This is a genomic window from Flindersiella endophytica (genome assembly GCF_054779015.1).
Genome location: NZ_BAAGYY010000027.1, coordinates 1 through 15,146 on the forward strand (window position 1 = coordinate 1; position 15,146 = coordinate 15,146).

Consider the following 15,146-nt stretch of genomic DNA (forward strand, 5'->3'; position numbering starts at 1 on the left):
TCGTCTTGGTCGATGAACCATCTACCGGAGACCTCGCACATTCTTGATCACCGACACGCCGAGCACACCCAGATCACAACAACCACTTATGAAACAGGGCCTAGTCGGCCGAAGGAGGAGCCGCGCGGCGGAAGTGCCAGCGGGCCAGGCGGCCGTCACGGCTGACGGCGCGTAGCCGGCGTTCGGTCGCGTCGCGGACGCGGCGGGGCGTCACGACCAGTACGTCGTCGCCGGCGCGGAGCACGGTCGAGGCGGACGGCACCATCGGCCGGCCGTCCCGAACCAGCAGCGACGCCGACGCGCCTGCCGGCAGCCGCAACTCCCCCACTTCGACGCCCGCCAGCTTCGACGTCGCCAGGATCTTGACCTCGAGCAGGTCGGCATCGAGCAGGTCCAGCGGCCCCGCCTCGACCTCCAGGTCCGCCACCCGGTCGCCTTCGATGACGCCGAGCCGCCGCGCGACCCACGGCAGCGTCGGCCCCTGGGCCAGCGTCAGCATGATCACGAGCACGAACACGATGTCGAACAGCAGGTCGGCCCGCGGCACGGGTACGTCCGCCGCCAGTGGGATCGTCGCCAGCACGATCGGGATCGCCCCACGCAGGCCTGCCCACGACAGGAAGGCCCCCTGCCGTACGGGCAGCCGGAACGGAAGCGCCGACAGCGCCACCGCGATCGGACGGGCCACGAACGTCAGCGCCACGCCGATCACCAGCGCGTACGCCAGCGTGCCCAGCCCCATCCGCCCCGGCCACGCCAGCAGCCCCAGCATCACGAACAGCCCAACCTGCGCCAGCCAGGTCAGCCCTTCGACGAACGAGAGGATCGAGCGGCGATGCGGCAGCTTCGCGTTGCCCAGCACCAGCGACGCCACGTAGACCGCCGCGAACCCACTCGCGTGCAGCGCCGCCGACCCCGCGTACGCCAGGAACGCCAGCCCCAGAACGGCGAGCGGATACAGGCCCGACGCCGGCAGCGCGGCCCGCCGGATCACCGACGCGCCCACCCTGCCGGTCAGGAAACCCACCACGGTGCCGCCGAGCAGCTCCCACCCGATGATCAGCCCGTACTCGTACCACGCGTGCGGGTCGTGCGCGGTCGTGCTGAGCAGCGTCACCAGTAAGACCGTCGGCGCGTCGTTGAGACCGGACTCCGACTCCAGCGCACCCGCCAGCCGCGGCGGCAACGGCACCTTGCGGAGTACGGAGAAGACCGCCGCCGCGTCCGTGGCCGAGACGACCGCGCCGAGCAGGAACGCCAGCCGCCAGTCGAAGCCCAGGAGGTAGTGCGAGACGGCGGCCACCACGCTCGTACTGACCGCGGTCCCCACGATCGCCAGGGTCATGCCGAGCCCCAGCGACCCACGCACCTCCGACCAGCGGGTCGTGATGCCGCCCTCGGCCAGGATGATGATCAGCGCGGTGTAGCCGATCAGCTGCGCCAGCCGCGCGTCGTCGAACTCGACGCCAAAGCCGGACTCGCCGATGGCGACACCAATCGCGAGGTAAACCAGCAGGCCAGGCAGCCCGAGCCGGCCGGCAACCCGGACGGCGAGGACAGCGATCAGAACGACGACGGCAGCGCCGAGGAGCCACCAGTCGAAAGTCTCGATCGTCATCGGCGGTGCCTCGGGCCGGATCCCGGGACGAGGCCCGGGATCACGTAGAAATGCTTGGCGGTGGCGGCGGGATTTGAACCCGCGGAGGGTTGCCCCTCACGCGCTTTCGAGGCGCGCTCCTTAGGCCGCTCGGACACGCCACCGCCGAGAAGAGTACAAGACGCCGGACGGGAACCACAGCGCACCCGCCCACCCGCGCTCAGATTGGGCAAGCGCTCACCGTTTCCCGGCGAAGAAGTCGCGGAGTACGGCACCACACTCGTCGGCCAGGACGCCCCCGGTGACCGACGGCCGATGGTTCAGCCGACGGTCGCGTACGAGGTCCCAGACCGAGCCTGCCGCACCCGCCTTCTCGTCGTACGCGCCGAACACGAGCGCGTCCACCCGGGCCTGCACGAGCGCGCCCGCGCACATCACGCAGGGCTCGAGCGTCACCACGAGCGTGCAGCCGGAGAGCCTCCAGGTTCCCAGCGCGGCCGCGGCCGAACGCAGCGCGATCAGCTCGGCATGTGCTGTGGGGTCGGCGGACTCCTCGCGGGTGTTGTGCCCCCGGCCGGCCACGGCGCCGCTCGAGTCGAGCACCACCGCACCCACCGGTACGTCACCGCTTTCGCGCGTGAGATCGGCCTCGGCGAGCGCGGCACGCATCGCCGAGGCCCAGCTCTGCGCAGCCGTCAGCGGACGTCCTCCAGCGCGTCGACGGCGCCGATCCGCTCGGCGATCTCGGTGATCGCGTCGGCGGACGTGCTGCCGCCCGTGGCCAGCGCCACCAGGTCGCCGCTCTTCAGTCCGAGGTCGGTGAGCAGACCCGGCTCACCCATCGGTGCAGCCGGAACGGTGAGCTCACCGTCGTCACCGTCGTCGTCCTCGGCCTCGAAGCCGCCGATGTCGAGCACGAGCAGCTCGCCGAGCGGTGACCGGAACGCCTCCGCCGCGTCCGAGACGTACATCTCAGCCGAGGCATCGCTGGCCACTCGTAAGACGGCGAACCAGTCCTCGTCCTCGATCAGGACGATGACGAACTCGCTGTCCGCCTCGATCTCCTCCTGGGCCGAGTCGGCCAGATCCTCGATGGTCTCGACCTCGTCCAGGTCGAGCTCCGCACCAATCCAGTCGCCATCATCACGAGCGAATGCCGCCGCGAAGTATGACACCGCACACCATTCCTTCAAGCTTCGTTCGGGGGTCTTCCAACGCCAAGTTCAACACGACTTTGCCGCGGGGTCCGGGGGTCGTCCCCCGGTGTAAACCAGGGGACGGACGTGGCTCGCGTTCCGTGCGAGCACTTTGGGCCCATCCGGCCCTATCCGAGCGCGGCATCAACGGCGCGCCGGAAGGCCGCTCCAAAACCGAGTCGCTCGGCGATCTCGGCCAGCATGTCGTCGGGGTACAGGTCAAGGTCGTCACAGAGAGCACCGAGGTCCATGGCTCCCATGCCGAGATCCGCAACGATACTCAGATCGCCGGCCGGCTGCGGCTGGTCCTCCTCATCCTCGTCGGGCACGGGCAGGTGTAGCTGGTCCAACACCTCGTGTGCCAGCGGCCATTCCGTCGCCGCCGTGACATCCGACAACAGGCAGCGTACGGTCTGGCCCTCGACCCGGATCAGGATGAAGAAGTCGTCGTCGACCGAGATCAGTCCGAGTGTGCCACCGTCGGCGGGCAGTTGCCGCACGGCCCGGACCAACGTGTCGAGGTCGCGGGTCGACCACCCGGGCAGCGACGCGACTTGCCAGGTGCCTTCTTCGACGTAGGCGACCATGGCGAAGTCGATTCCCTCGGGGTTGTCCTCGGCCATGGAGGAATCGTGACAGAAGACGGCTGGGACATCCGGCTATTTCCGATGAGCCGCGCGGCTTTTTGACGCCGCTTGCTCACGATGAGCGATAGGTCGCCCGGCGGCGTGCCTCGCGGAGCTTGGCTACGCGGGTACGCCGTGGGCGTACGCGAGCGCGTAGCTCCTTCATCTCGGCGAGGTCGCGCAGGAACGCCGCCCGCCTTCGGAGCCGTTCGGCCTGAGTTTCGCCATTGGTGCCGTTCTCGTCGCCGTTGTCGCTCTTGCCGTCATCGTGCGCGCCGTTCCGGTCTTCGCTTTGCCTCGCCATAGCTAGGACCTCCGCAGGGTCGTCGCTCCCGGCCAGCTTGATGATTCCCGTGTGACGTTACCAATGCGCTGCCTGTCACTTCTTTTCTTCGACGATCTTGGCTGACCGGTTCCGGCGGCGCGGCCCGGCGCCAGAGGGAGCCTCTAAGCTCGGCGCATGCGGATTCATGTGGCGGACCATCCCCTGGTGACGCACAAGCTGACGTACCTTCGCGACCAGGACACCGACTCGCCCACGTTCCGGCGGCTGACCGACGAGCTGGTGACGCTCCTGGCCTACGAGGCGACGCGCGACGTCCGCACGTCGCCGATCGAGGTGCGGACGCCTGTCAGCGTGGCGCCCGGCGCGAAGCTCGCCAGCCCGAAGCCGCTGGTGGTGCCGATCCTGCGGGCCGGCCTCGGCATGCTCGACGGCATGATGCGGCTGCTGCCGACCGCGGAGGTCGGCTTCCTCGGCATGATCCGCGACGAGGACACGCTGACGGCATCGACGTACGCCCAGCGCCTGCCCGACGACCTGTCGGGACGGCAGTGCTACGTCCTCGACCCGATGCTCGCGACCGGCGGCACGCTGGCGGCCGCGATCCGCTTCCTGATCGACCGCGGCGCCGACGACATCACGGCGATCTGCCTGCTGTCCGCGCCGGAGGGCATCGACCGGCTGCAGCGCGAGCTCGATGATCTGACCGTTCCGATCACGGTGGTGACGGCGGGCATGGACGAACGCCTGAACGACAAGGGCTACATCGTCCCCGGCCTCGGCGACGCCGGCGACCGCCTCTACGGCGTCGTCGACTAACGGACCCGCGAGGTTCAGAGCGTCTTGACGGCACTCACGAGCTGGCTCAGCGAGTCCTTGGCGTCGCCGAAGAGCAGCGTGGTCTTCGGGTCGTAGAGCAGCTCGTTCTCGATGCCCGCGAAACCCGGCCGCATCGAACGCTTCAGGAACACGATCGCCTTGGCCTGGTCGGCGTCGAGGATCGGCATGCCCGAGATCGGGGTGCCGACTCCGTTGCGCGCGACGGGGTTCACGACGTCGTTCGCGCCGACCACCAACGCCACGTCGGCGGTCTTGAACTCCGGGTTCACCTGGTCCATCTCACGCAGCTGCGGATACGGCACGTTCGCCTCGGCCAGCAGGACGTTCATGTGCCCGGGCATCCGGCCCGCCACCGGGTGGATCGCGTAGACCACCTCGATGCCGCGCTCGGACAGCACGTCGGCCAGCTCGCGCAGGATGTGCTGCGCCTGCGCCACCGCCAGGCCGTACCCCGGCACCACGATCACCCGCCGGGCGTACCCCAGCAGCACCGCGATGTCGGTCGGCTTGGCCGAACGCACCGGCCGCACACCCTCGACGGTGGAGCCCAGCGTCGACGCTCCGCGCAGCGCACCGAACAGGATGTTGCCGACCGAACGTCCCATCGCCTGCGCCATCAACCGGGTCAGCAACGTGCCGGCGGCGCCCACCAGCGTGCCGGCGACGAGCAGCAGCGTGTTGCCGAGCACGTAACCGCTCGCCGCCACCGACAAGCCGGTAAAGGCGTTCAGCAACGAGATGACGATCGGCACGTCCGCGCCACCGACCGGCAGCACCAGCAGCACGCCGAGCCCGAGCGCCAGCACCAGCAGCACGATCGCGATCCATGTGAGCGACGTCAGCACGACGAACACCGCCGCGAGCAAGGCTGCCGCCACCGAGCCGAGCATGATCCAGCGCGCGTGCGGGAGCACGAGCGGCCGGGTCGTCATCAGCTCCTGCAGCTTGGCGAACGTCACGCCCGAGCCCGCGAAGCTCACGCCACCGACCAGCACCGTGAACCCGACGGCGATCAGCGCCGGAACGGAGATCTCACCGTGCGGTCCGGCGAGCTCGAGCACCGCCACCAGCGCGGCCGCACCGCCGCCGACACCGTTGAACAGCGCCACCAGCTGTGGCATCGCGGTGATCGCGACCCGGCGAGCGGCGATCGCACCGGCGAGACCGCCGATCGCGACCGCGACCAGGATCGGGATCAGGTGCTTGGGCTTGGCCGCGACGAACATCAGCACGACGGCCAGCAAGGCGCCGAACGCGCCGATCAGGTTGCCGATCCGGGCCGTACGCGGGGACGACAACGCCTTCAGCGCGACGATGAAGCAGACGGCCGCGACCAGGAACCCGAGGTCGACCCAGGCCGAGGAGATCGCCAGGCCATCAGTCATCGCGGTCTGCCTTCGAGATGTCGGACTCCTCTGGCAACGAGCTGTCCCAGCGGTCGCGAGCGTGGGTGGGGGTGTCGTCGGAGTAGCGGTCCGCCCGCGTCGGCTCGTCGCCGGCTGCGGAGGGAGACGCGGCGGCCGGCTCGTCCGCCGGCGAAGCGGCGGCCGGTTTGGCGCCGGAGCCTCGCGAGGACTTGCCTGGTGGCCCGGACGCCACCGCCGGCCGCTTGACCCGGAACATGTCGAGCATCCGGTCGGTGACGACGAACCCGCCGACCATGTTGAGCGTCGCCAGGAACACCGCGACCAGGCCGACCACCAGCTCCGCCGTGGTCTCGGCCCGCCCGGCGAGCAGCACCGCGCCCACCAGGATCACGCCGTGGATCGCGTTGGCGCCTGACATCAACGGTGTGTGGAGGATCGTCGAAACCTTCGAAATGACCTCGTAGCCGGCGAATGCGCTCAGCACGAAAATGGTCAGGAGCACGATGCCATCCATCTGGGGCTAACTCACCTCTCCGAGCAGGTCCCCCGTCAGCTGATGGCGTACTTTGCCTTCATAGGTGACGCAGGTGCTTGCGATGATGTCGTCGTCGAAGTCGACCACGACGTCGCCGCTGCGTCCGATCAAGAGAAGCAGGTTCACGACGTTCTGCGCGTAGAGCCGGCTCGCGACCTCGGGCATCTGGCTCGGCACGTTGCGGCCGCCCCAGATCAGCACGTCGTCGCGGACGAACTCCTCGCCCGGCCGGCTGCCGGCGACGTTGCCGCCGAGCTCGGCCACGACGTCGACGACCACCGAGCCCGGTTTCATCCCGGCGGTCATGTCGCGGGTGACGAGGATCGGTGCCGGCTTGCCGGGGACGCCCGCGGTCGTGATCAGCGCGTCGGCCTTGGCGACGTGCGGCGCGAGCAGCTCGCGCTGGCGCTGGGCACGTTCGTCTGACATCTCACGGGCGTAGCCGTTGTCGCCCTCCAGCGGAGGCAGCCCGATGTCGACGTAGCGCGCGCCGAGGCTGCGGATCTCCTCGGCCGCCGCCTCGCGTACGTCGTAGGCCTCGACCATCGCGCCCAGCCGGCGCGCGGTCGCGACCGCCTGTAACCCCGCGACGCCCGCACCGAGGACGAGGACGGTCGCCGGCTTCACCGTGCCGGCGGCGGTCATGTAGAGCGGGAAGAACCGGTTGAGCCGTTCGGCCGCGACGATCGCCGCGCGGTAGCCCGAGACCAGCGACTGGGATGAGAGCGCGTCCATCGCCTGCGCACGCGACGTCCGTGGCACCAGGTCCATCGAGAACGCCGTGACACCACGGGCCTGCAGCGTGCGGACCAGCGGCAGCTGCTGCGTGGTCGCGAGCATGGACACGGTGATCGTGCCCTTCGGCAGGCTGCCGGCGACGAACGGGCCCGGCGGCTGCACCGAAACCACCAGGTCAGCCCGGTCCAACGCGTCGGACGCGACGTAGGCCCCGGCCTCGCGGTAGGCGTCGTCGCTGGCGTGGACGTGCTCACCCGCATCGGGTTCGACACACACCTCGAACCCCGCTTCGACCAGCCGTGGGACCACATCGGGAACCAGCGCGACCCGGCGCTCACCGGGACGGGTCTCCTTGAGCACAGCTACCCTCACGAGGCGCAACCTTATGGCACGCGAACGTCCCGGGAGTAGGTTCGGCGAAGATCTTCTTCCAACAGCAACCCGTTAGGATGCCGCGAAAATGTGCTTTGCGTTCGACGCCGAACCACCACGTCCCGCTGGAGCCCCCGAGCCCGTGCCCGGCACGCCGCTCACGCTCACATCCGCGGATGGCACAGAGTTCATGGCCTGGCGGGCCGAGGCGCCCGAGCCCACCGGCGCGTCGGTGGTGATCCTGCCGGACATCCGCGGCCTGTTCGCGTTCTATCAGCGGCTGGCCGAGAACTTCGCCGCTGTCGGGATCGACGCGGTGGCGATCGACTACTTCGGGCGGACCGCGGGCACGGACAAGCGCGGTGAGGACTTCGAGTTCATGCCGCATGTGAAGCAGACGACGTACGCCGGCGTGTCGGCCGACGTGGTGGCCGGAGCGGCGGCGCTTCGCGAGACCGGGCGGAGCCGCGCGCTGTTCACGATCGGTTTCTGCTTCGGTGGGTCGTACTCCTTCCTGCTCGGCGCCGACGAGTCGCTCGGCCACCAGGGCGCGATCGGCTTCTACGGCGGGATGAAGCCGCGCGAGGAGGGCGGCCAGACGCCGATCACCATCGCGCCGCGGACCCGCGTGCCGGTGCTCGGCCTGTTCGGCGGCGCCGACCAGGGCATCCCGCCGGAGCAGGTGGCCGCCTACGACGCCGGGCTCACCGAGGCCGGCGTCGAGCACTCGATCCACACCTACCCGGGCGCGCCGCACAGCTTCTTCGACCGTTCGTACGCCGATTTCTCCGCCGAGTGCGCCGACGCCTGGGACCGCGTACTGGGCTTCATCAAGGCACACACTCCGTAATTCGGTAGAACTGCGGCGTGGAGTTCCGCTTGCTGGGCCCGGTCGAGGTCCATCACGAAGGCGTTCGCCTGCCCGCGGGCAGCGCGCGTGAGCGGTTCGTCCTCGCCATGCTGCTGCTGAATCCCGGCAGGCAGGTCTCCACCGACTTCCTCGTCGACCGGCTGTGGCCGGATCCGCCGGCCACGGCCAAGGCCCAGCTGCACAACCTGGTGAGCAAGCTGCGCACCCGGCTGCACGAGGTCGACGACGGGCTGATCGTGACCCGGACGAGCGGGTACGAGTTCCGGCTCGGCGAGCATCGGCTCGACGTCGCGGAGTTCCAGGCGCTGGTGGCCGACGCCCGGCGGGCGTCCAACGCCGGCGACCACGCGGCCGCGGCGAACGCACTGGACCAGGCGCTGTCACTGTGGCGTGGCGCGGCGCTGACCGACGTCCCCAGCGGGCTCGGTGCCGACATCCGGCAGGGGCTCGCCGAGGAACGCCTGGCCGCCGCCGAGGCGAAGCTCGATGCCGAGCTGGCGCTGGGGCGGTTCGACACTGTCATACGCGAGGTGCAGCCGCTGCTCGCCGAGCACCCGTACCGTGAGCACCTGTACGGCCGGCTGATGCGGGCGCTCGCCGGAGCCGGGCGGCGGGCCGACGCGCTGGCGACGTACCAGGCCGTGTACCGCCGCTTCGCCGACGAGCTCGGCGTCGAGCCGGGCGCGGGGATGCGCGAGCTGGAGCAGCGGATCCTGCGGGGCGAGCCGGCGACGCCCGTCTCCAGCTCGATCGGCCGGCCGATCCCCCGGCAGCTGCCGCCTGCGGTACGCCGGATCACCGGGCGGGAACGGCTGCTCGACACTCTCACCCAGGCGATCGCCGGTGGCGGTACGGCCGGAGGCGTCGTCGTGCTGGTCGGGCCGGGCGGCGTCGGCAAGACCACGCTGTCGCTGGCGGCCGGTCACCGGCTCGCGCAGGTCTTCCACGACGGGCAGCTGTACGCCAACCTCCGCGGCAGCCAGGCCGAGCCGGCCGACCCGCACGAGGTCGCCGGCGGGTTCCTGCGCGCGCTCGGCGTCGACGGGCTGGCTGTGCCGGAGGACCGGGACGAGCGGGTCGCGATGTACCGCAGCCACCTCGCCGACCGCCGCCTGCTGATCGTGCTCGACGACGCGGCCAGCGAGGCTCAGGTCCGGCCGTTGCTGCCGGGCGCGGGCGGCAGCGGCGTCATCCTGACCTCCCGCCGGCAGCTCGCCGCGCTGATGACGGCCCAGCGGATCAGCGTTCCGGAGCTGGTGGACGAGGCCGCGCTGGGGCTGCTCACCGAGGTCGCCGGTCGCGAGCTGGTCACCGCCGACCTCGACGCGGCCCGGCGGATCGTGGACCTGTGCGCGGGCCTGCCGCTCGCGGTGTGCATCGCGGGGGCTCGGCTGGCGGCCCAGCCGGACTGGGACGCGGCCGGACTGGCCGACCGGCTGGCCGCCGAGCGCGGGCGGCTCGACGAGCTGGCCGTCGGGGACCTGGACGTACGGGCGTCGATCGCGCTGTCCTACCAAGCGCTGGCGGCTGACTCCGCCCGGCTGTTCCGCGGCCTCGGCCGGCTCGGCGCGGCGGACTGGCCGGCCTGGGTCGCCGACGCGGTGTGTGGCGCGCCCGCCGGGGACTTGCTGCGGGAGCTGACCGACATCCACCTGGTCGAGCCGCGCGGGACCGATGCCGTCGGGCAGCAACGGTATCGGCTGCACGACCTGGTCGCGGAGTACGCGGCCGAGCAACCGTCGCCCTCGGCCAATCGTGGCGACGATCTCGGCGTGAATCCTGCCCACAATCGTGGCGACAATCCTGCCCACAATCGTGGCGACAGACCTGCCGACAATCTTGTCGACAATCTCGGCGACAATCCTGCCCACAATCGTGGCGACAATCTCGGCGACAATCCTGCCCACAATCGTGGCGACGATGGCGGCGACAATCGTGGCGCGGCGGACGTGCGGGTGCTGGAGGGCTGGCTGGCGCTGGCGTCGGAGGCTGATGAGCTGATCGAGCACGGCATGACGTCGGCGCTCGGGCTGGGCGCGCCGCCGCGACCGGCGCTCGCGCTGCGGCTCGCCCGCGACACCGCGTTCGACTGGTTCGAGACCGAGCGCGCGAACCTCCTGGCCGCGATCGAACGAGCCGGCTCGCGCGGCGACGCGTCGCTGGCTGCCCGGCTGGCGCTGCGAATCGGCGCGTTCCTGCAGCTGCGCGCGTACGACGCCGACCGGATCCGCGCGTACGAGCGGGCCGCCGGCAGCCTGCGCCAGGCCGCAGACGGTGGACCGGGCGATCTGTTGCTGCGGGTGCTCTCCGCGCTGTTCGCGACGTACTCCGACCTGGCCGACTACGCCAAGATGGCCGAGATCTCCGAGCGGCAGCTCACGCTGGCCCGTTCGGTCGGGGACAAGCAGCGGACGATCCGGGCGCTCGCGCAGTCCGGGCACACCGCGCGCGTACTCGGTCGGCTGGCAGCGGCGGCCGGCTTCCTCGACGAGGCGTACGACAGCTGCGACGCCGAGACGCCGACCCAGCTGGTGTCGACGGTGATGGCCTACCGCGCCAGCACGTTCCTGGACGCCGGGCAGCCAGCCGAGGCCGAGCCATGGATCGGCCGCGCGGTGGCGATCGAGCGCTCGCACGACCGGCCGCTGATCCTGGCCTGGCGGTTGATGACGCAGGCCGACGTCCTCGCGGGGATCGGCCGGGCGCAGACCGCGGAATCCCTGCTGCAGGAGGCGATCCAGGCCGCCGAACGCGTCGACGACGCGCTGACGGTCGCGTCGGCCGAGGTGAAGCTCGCGAACGTGGAGATCGCGCTCGGGCAGACGGAGCCCGCCGGGGAACGGCTGCGGCGGGCGCTGGCTGTGACCGAGGAGCTCGGCGACGCCGAGATGTCCGGCGACGCGCTCCGGTCGCTTGGCGACCTTGCGGTCGTACGCGGCGAAGGTGCCGAGCCGGCGGCCAAGCCGCTGCGGGAGTCGCTGGCCCGGTGGCGCCGGCTGGGACGGCCGCTGGAGATAGCGCGCGTACTGGCGCGGCTGGATCGCGTGCTGGGCGAGGACGATGGGGCGGCGTACCGGACCGAGTGGCAGCGGCTGCTGGGCGAGCTCGGCCTGGAGGTCGCCAGCCTGCGGCTGCCGCCGTTCTATGCCCAGGGCTTATGAGAGTTTTGTGAGAGGGCTCTGCCAGGGTCCCGCGGCATGTGTACGCAGCGGATCCGGTTCGCGCTGGTCGTGGGCGTGGCGGTCGCGGCCATGGCGGTCGTCGCCGGGCTGTGGATCGCCACGCTGGCAGAGCTGCTGCTGGGGCCGCGCTGACGGTCGCGGCTGTGGCTGTGCGGCCAGCGCACGAAAGTCGCGGGCCGGTGCGGGGCGTCGTACCGTGTCAGCATGCCGTCGACCCGAAGCGTTCATGTCGTAGCCGGGGTGCGCACTCCGATCGGGAGGGCACGGGGAAAGCTCGCCGGCGTACGCCCGGACGACCTCGCGACCGCCGTGGTGAAAGGGCTGCTGGAGCGGCTGCCCGCGCTCGACCCCGCACGTATCGACGACGTCTACTGGGGTGCGGCCAACCAGGCCGGCGAAGACAACCGCAACGTCGCGCGGATGGCCGTACTGCTGGCCGGGCTGCCGGAAACCATCCCCGGCGCCACCGTCAACCGCCTGTGCGCCTCCGGCCTGGAGGCGATCGCCTCGGCCGCGCGGATGATCGCCTCCGGCGAGGCCGACCTCTGCGTCGCCGGTGGGTCGGAGTCGATGAGCCGGGCGCCGTACGTCATTCCGCGGCTCGACGACCGGCACGGGCCCGAGATCTTCGACACGCGGCTCGGCTGGCGGATGGTCAACGCGCAGATGAGGGAGCTGTATCCGCCTGTCACGCTTGGCGAAACGGCAGAGGAGGTCGCCGTCCGCTACGGCGTGAGCCGCGAGGAGCAGGACGCGTTCGCGTTGCGCAGCCACCAGCGGGCCGCGCACGCCCGCGACAACGGCGTCTTCGCCGACGAGCTGCTGCCGGTCTTCACCAAGGAGCACGGCCTGGTCGATGCCGACGAAGGCATTCGCGACAACACGTCGATGGAACAGCTGGCCAAGCTGCGACCGGCGTTCCGCAAAGGTGGCACAGTCACGGCCGGCAACTCCTCACCGATCAACGACGGTGCGGCCGGCGTCGTACTCGCGTCCGACGAGGTGGTCGCCGAGCTCGGCGTGGAGCCGCTGGCGCGCTACGTCGGCACCGCGGCGGCCGGCGTCCATCCCGACGTGATGGGGATCGGCCCGGTGCCGTCGACGCGGAAGGCCTTGCGGCGTTACGGATGGACGATCGACGGCCTCGGGCTGGTCGAGCTCAACGAGGCGTTCGCGTCGCAGTCGATCGCCGTGATTCGCGAACTGGGCTTGGACGATTCGCAGGTCAACGTCAACGGCGGCGCGATCGCGATCGGCCATCCGCTGGGCTGCTCCGGCGCGCGGCTCGCGGTCACCCTCGTCCACGCCATGCGGCACGGCGCGGTCCGTCGCGGCCTGGCGACGATGTGTGTAGGCGTCGGGCAGGGCGTGAGCACGCTGTTCGAACTGCCCTGAGCCTTAGTCCTGGACCGACGAACCGATCAGCTCGTAGTCGTTGCGGCGGACCCTGCGGGTGGCGAACCAGTAGGTGCCGGAGTAGCCGGGCCAGATCGCGCGGTTGACGCCGGCGGCGTCGAGGTACCAGCTGGCGCAGCCGCCGCGGGTCCAGATTCCCTTGCCGAGCTTGCGTTGGATGTCGGCGTTGAAGGCCTGCTGGGCTTCGGGCCGGACGTCGAGAGCTGCGGCGTGGGTGCGATCGAGCAGGCGGAGGCAGCGCATGACGTACTTGATCTGCTGCTCGATCATGAACACCACGGTGTTGTGTCCGAGACCGGTGTTCGGGCCCAGCAGGAAGAAGAGGTTGGGGAACCCGCTGACGTTGATGCCGAGGTAGGTCGTCAGACCGTGGGAGTCGAACGTGTCGGCCAGGTCCGCGCCGTCGCGGCCGCTGATCTTCAAGTCTCCAAGGCGTTCCATCACCTCGAAGCCGGTCGCGAGGATGATGACGTCGACCTCACGCTCGACGCCTTCCCGGTCGACGACGCCCCGCTCGGTGACCTCGACCGCGGCGCGGTCGACGAGCTCGACGTTCTCCCGGTTGAAGACCGGGAAGTAGTCGTTGGACGGCATCACCCGTTTGCAGCCGGTGCGGTACGACGGCGTGAGCTTGCGGCGCAGCTCGGGGTCCTCGATCTGGTCGTGCAGGTGCTTCAGCGAGATCCGCTCGGCCACCTTCTGCATGGTCGCGTTGCCGTTGAACGCCGGCGCCTGAGCCTCCAGCCGCAGCCACACGACCTTGCGGTAGACCTGTTGCGCGAGCGGAACGCGCGCGAAGAGCCGCTTCATCCAGTCCGGCAACGGCCGGTCCGGCTTGGGGATCAGCCAGCCCGGCGTGCGCTGGAAGATGTACAGCTCACCGACCTCGGGCGCGATCTTCGGCACGAACTGGATCGCGCTCGCGCCCGTACCGATCACCGCGACGCGCTTGCCGCGCAGGTCGACGTCGTGGTTCCACTGCGCGGAGTGGAACGCCTCGCCCTCGAAGCGTTCGAGCCCCGGCAGCTCGGGTATTCGCGGCACGTGCAGCAGCCCGAAGCCGTTGACCAGCGCGTGACCGCGGTAGGTGTCACCGCTCGCCGACGCGACCTCCCACTCGTTCGCATCGGCGTCCCAGCGGGCGGACGTCACCTCGACACCGAAGCGGATGTACTCGCGCAGGTCGTACGACTCGGTGAGCCGCCGGAGGTAGTCCCAGATCTCCTGCTGTCCTGGGTACGTGCGGGTCCACGCGGGGTTCAGGTCGTGGGAGAAGGAGTAGACGCTGGACGGGATGTCGCAGCCGCAGCCCGGATAGGTGTTCTCGCGCCAGGTGCCGCCCACGTCGTCGGCCTTCTCCAGTAGCACGAAGTCGGTGCGGCCGGCCTTCAGCAGCTGGATCGCCATGCCGAGGCCGGAGAAGCCGGCGCCGATGATCACTACTCCGGTCGAACCCCGCGGATCAGTCATGAGCGGCTCCCATGGGCTACTACAGTTCGCCAAACCCTACTCGATAGTAGCTACGAACCTGCCTCGTGCACATCGCGTCGTGCGGTTCAGAAGTGCTCGACGGCCGAGGCGTCGGAGGCGAGCGCCGGACAGGTGCCGTTCTTGGCCGTACGTTCGAAGTGCCAAGGCTCGTTGGCGTAGACCTGGCAGAGGCCGTAGCGCGCGCCGTGCTCGCGCAGCCAGGCCGAGCCGGCGACCGGGCCGACGTCGACCGCGAGGCCCTTCACGTGTGCTGACAGCTCGTTCGGCGGCACCGCCCACTTGGCCGCCGAGGCCGCGCCGTGCTCGGCGACTGCCTTCTCGTACAGCTCGCGTTGCTCGGCAAGCGATCGACCGCCGGAGACGACCCGGAGGCGTACTCCTTGACCGGCCGCGTCCCTCATCGCGACTTCCATCGCGTGCCGGAGTGCCGGGTCGACGTCGGCGAGCTCGGGTTCGGATGCCCTGGCGTCGGCGAACGCGTAGACCTGGCCGCGGAACAGCACCAGCATCCCCATGATCAACATCAAGGTCATGACGATGTACGCCAGCAGCCGTCGAATGCCCCTCGTTTCCTTCATATTTACGAAGCTAGATTTGCGGGCACCTGCCAGGCGTCGGCCAAACGAGCGGAC

At 70.3% G+C, this 15,146-nt stretch carries 14 protein-coding genes and 1 tRNA gene; 4 read left to right on the plus strand and 11 right to left on the minus strand.

Going from position 1 to position 15,146, the window contains the following annotated elements; all coding sequences use genetic code 11:
* Positions 1–100: 100 nt before the first annotated feature.
* The 6 genes from ACYVF6_RS32280 to ACYVF6_RS32305 form a co-directional block, all read right to left on the minus strand.
* Positions 101–1,618, minus strand: a complete 1,518-nt coding sequence (locus ACYVF6_RS32280) for a potassium/proton antiporter (RefSeq protein WP_460526617.1) — start codon at positions 1,616–1,618, stop codon at positions 101–103.
* 55 nt (positions 1,619–1,673) lie between these two features.
* Positions 1,674–1,761: transfer RNA gene (locus tag ACYVF6_RS32285), tRNA-Ser, on the minus strand.
* A gap of 73 nt (positions 1,762–1,834) precedes the next feature.
* On the minus strand, positions 1,835–2,296 hold the full coding sequence (gene tadA, locus ACYVF6_RS32290; RefSeq protein WP_460527203.1) for a tRNA adenosine(34) deaminase TadA: 462 nt from the start codon (positions 2,294–2,296) through the stop codon (positions 1,835–1,837).
* A complete protein-coding gene (locus ACYVF6_RS32295) occupies positions 2,293–2,772 on the minus strand; it encodes a tRNA adenosine deaminase-associated protein (protein WP_460526619.1) in 480 nt (159 codons plus the stop codon). The genes tadA and ACYVF6_RS32295 overlap by 4 nt, the downstream gene beginning before the upstream one ends.
* Positions 2,773–2,921: 149 nt before the next feature.
* Positions 2,922–3,416, minus strand: coding sequence for a tRNA adenosine deaminase-associated protein (locus tag ACYVF6_RS32300; RefSeq protein WP_460526621.1), 495 nt, complete (start codon positions 3,414–3,416; stop codon positions 2,922–2,924).
* A 76-nt stretch (positions 3,417–3,492) separates the two neighbouring features.
* The gene (locus tag ACYVF6_RS32305; RefSeq protein WP_460526623.1) at positions 3,493–3,723 is read right to left on the minus strand and encodes a hypothetical protein; all 231 of its coding nucleotides are present in this window, start codon (positions 3,721–3,723) and stop codon (positions 3,493–3,495) included.
* A 156-nt stretch (positions 3,724–3,879) separates the two neighbouring features.
* Here ACYVF6_RS32305 and upp point away from each other — a divergent pair, with 156 nt between their 5' ends.
* Positions 3,880–4,521, plus strand: coding sequence for a uracil phosphoribosyltransferase (upp, locus tag ACYVF6_RS32310; RefSeq protein WP_460526625.1), 642 nt, complete (start codon positions 3,880–3,882; stop codon positions 4,519–4,521).
* Between the two features lie 14 nt (positions 4,522–4,535).
* Here the strand turns inward: upp and ACYVF6_RS32315 are convergent, their stop codons facing one another.
* Genes ACYVF6_RS32315 through ACYVF6_RS32325 form a run of 3 tightly spaced genes read right to left on the minus strand, consistent with a single transcriptional unit; the run spans position 4,536 to position 7,554 of the window.
* Positions 4,536–5,927 (minus strand): NAD(P)(+) transhydrogenase (Re/Si-specific) subunit beta, encoded by a 1,392-nt coding sequence (locus ACYVF6_RS32315; protein WP_460526628.1) that lies wholly within the window; start codon positions 5,925–5,927, stop codon positions 4,536–4,538.
* Positions 5,920–6,411, minus strand: coding sequence for an NAD(P) transhydrogenase subunit alpha part 2 (locus tag ACYVF6_RS32320; RefSeq protein WP_460526630.1), 492 nt, complete (start codon positions 6,409–6,411; stop codon positions 5,920–5,922). The genes ACYVF6_RS32315 and ACYVF6_RS32320 overlap by 8 nt, the downstream gene beginning before the upstream one ends.
* Before the next feature lie 18 nt (positions 6,412–6,429).
* Positions 6,430–7,554: an NAD(P) transhydrogenase subunit alpha gene (locus tag ACYVF6_RS32325; protein WP_460526632.1), complete on the minus strand. Its 1,125-nt coding sequence runs from the start codon at positions 7,552–7,554 to the stop codon at positions 6,430–6,432.
* Between the two features lie 142 nt (positions 7,555–7,696).
* Here ACYVF6_RS32325 and ACYVF6_RS32330 point away from each other — a divergent pair, with 142 nt between their 5' ends.
* The 3 genes from ACYVF6_RS32330 (at position 7,697) to ACYVF6_RS32340 (ending at position 13,002) form a co-directional block, all read left to right on the plus strand.
* Positions 7,697–8,404 (plus strand): dienelactone hydrolase family protein, encoded by a 708-nt coding sequence (locus ACYVF6_RS32330; RefSeq protein ID WP_460526634.1) that lies wholly within the window; start codon positions 7,697–7,699, stop codon positions 8,402–8,404.
* 17 nt (positions 8,405–8,421) lie between these two features.
* The gene (locus ACYVF6_RS32335) at positions 8,422–11,586 is read left to right on the plus strand and encodes an AfsR/SARP family transcriptional regulator (protein WP_460526636.1); all 3,165 of its coding nucleotides are present in this window, start codon (positions 8,422–8,424) and stop codon (positions 11,584–11,586) included.
* Positions 11,587–11,811: 225 nt separating this feature from the next.
* On the plus strand, positions 11,812–13,002 hold the full coding sequence (locus ACYVF6_RS32340) for a thiolase family protein (protein ID WP_460526638.1): 1,191 nt from the start codon (positions 11,812–11,814) through the stop codon (positions 13,000–13,002).
* A gap of 3 nt (positions 13,003–13,005) precedes the next feature.
* Here ACYVF6_RS32340 and ACYVF6_RS32345 read toward each other — a convergent pair whose 3' ends face one another.
* Together ACYVF6_RS32345 and ACYVF6_RS32350 are read right to left on the minus strand one after the other, a co-directional pair.
* Entirely contained in the window at positions 13,006–14,493 is a 1,488-nt protein-coding gene (locus tag ACYVF6_RS32345; RefSeq protein ID WP_460526640.1) for a flavin-containing monooxygenase, read from the minus strand.
* An 86-nt stretch (positions 14,494–14,579) separates the two neighbouring features.
* Positions 14,580–15,092 (minus strand): M15 family metallopeptidase domain-containing protein, encoded by a 513-nt coding sequence (locus tag ACYVF6_RS32350; RefSeq protein WP_460526642.1) that lies wholly within the window; start codon positions 15,090–15,092, stop codon positions 14,580–14,582.
* Positions 15,093–15,146: the final 54 nt, after the last annotated feature.

Bases quoted from the DNA above. Each gene is read 5' to 3' on its own strand.
- ACYVF6_RS32280 (WP_460526617.1), bottom strand. From the start codon at position 1,618: ATGACGATCGAGACTTTCGACTGGTGGCTCCTCGGCGCTGCCGTCGTC.
- ACYVF6_RS32300 (WP_460526621.1), bottom strand. From the start codon at position 3,416: ATGGCCGAGGACAACCCCGAGGGAATCGACTTCGCCATGGTCGCCTAC.
- ACYVF6_RS32305 (WP_460526623.1), bottom strand. From the start codon at position 3,723: ATGGCGAGGCAAAGCGAAGACCGGAACGGCGCGCACGATGACGGCAAG.
- upp (WP_460526625.1), top strand. From the start codon at position 3,880: ATGCGGATTCATGTGGCGGACCATCCCCTGGTGACGCACAAGCTGACG.
- ACYVF6_RS32315 (WP_460526628.1), bottom strand. From the start codon at position 5,927: ATGACTGATGGCCTGGCGATCTCCTCGGCCTGGGTCGACCTCGGGTTC.
- ACYVF6_RS32340 (WP_460526638.1), top strand. From the start codon at position 11,812: ATGCCGTCGACCCGAAGCGTTCATGTCGTAGCCGGGGTGCGCACTCCG.
- ACYVF6_RS32345 (WP_460526640.1), bottom strand. From the start codon at position 14,493: ATGACTGATCCGCGGGGTTCGACCGGAGTAGTGATCATCGGCGCCGGC.
- ACYVF6_RS32350 (WP_460526642.1), bottom strand. From the start codon at position 15,092: ATGAAGGAAACGAGGGGCATTCGACGGCTGCTGGCGTACATCGTCATG.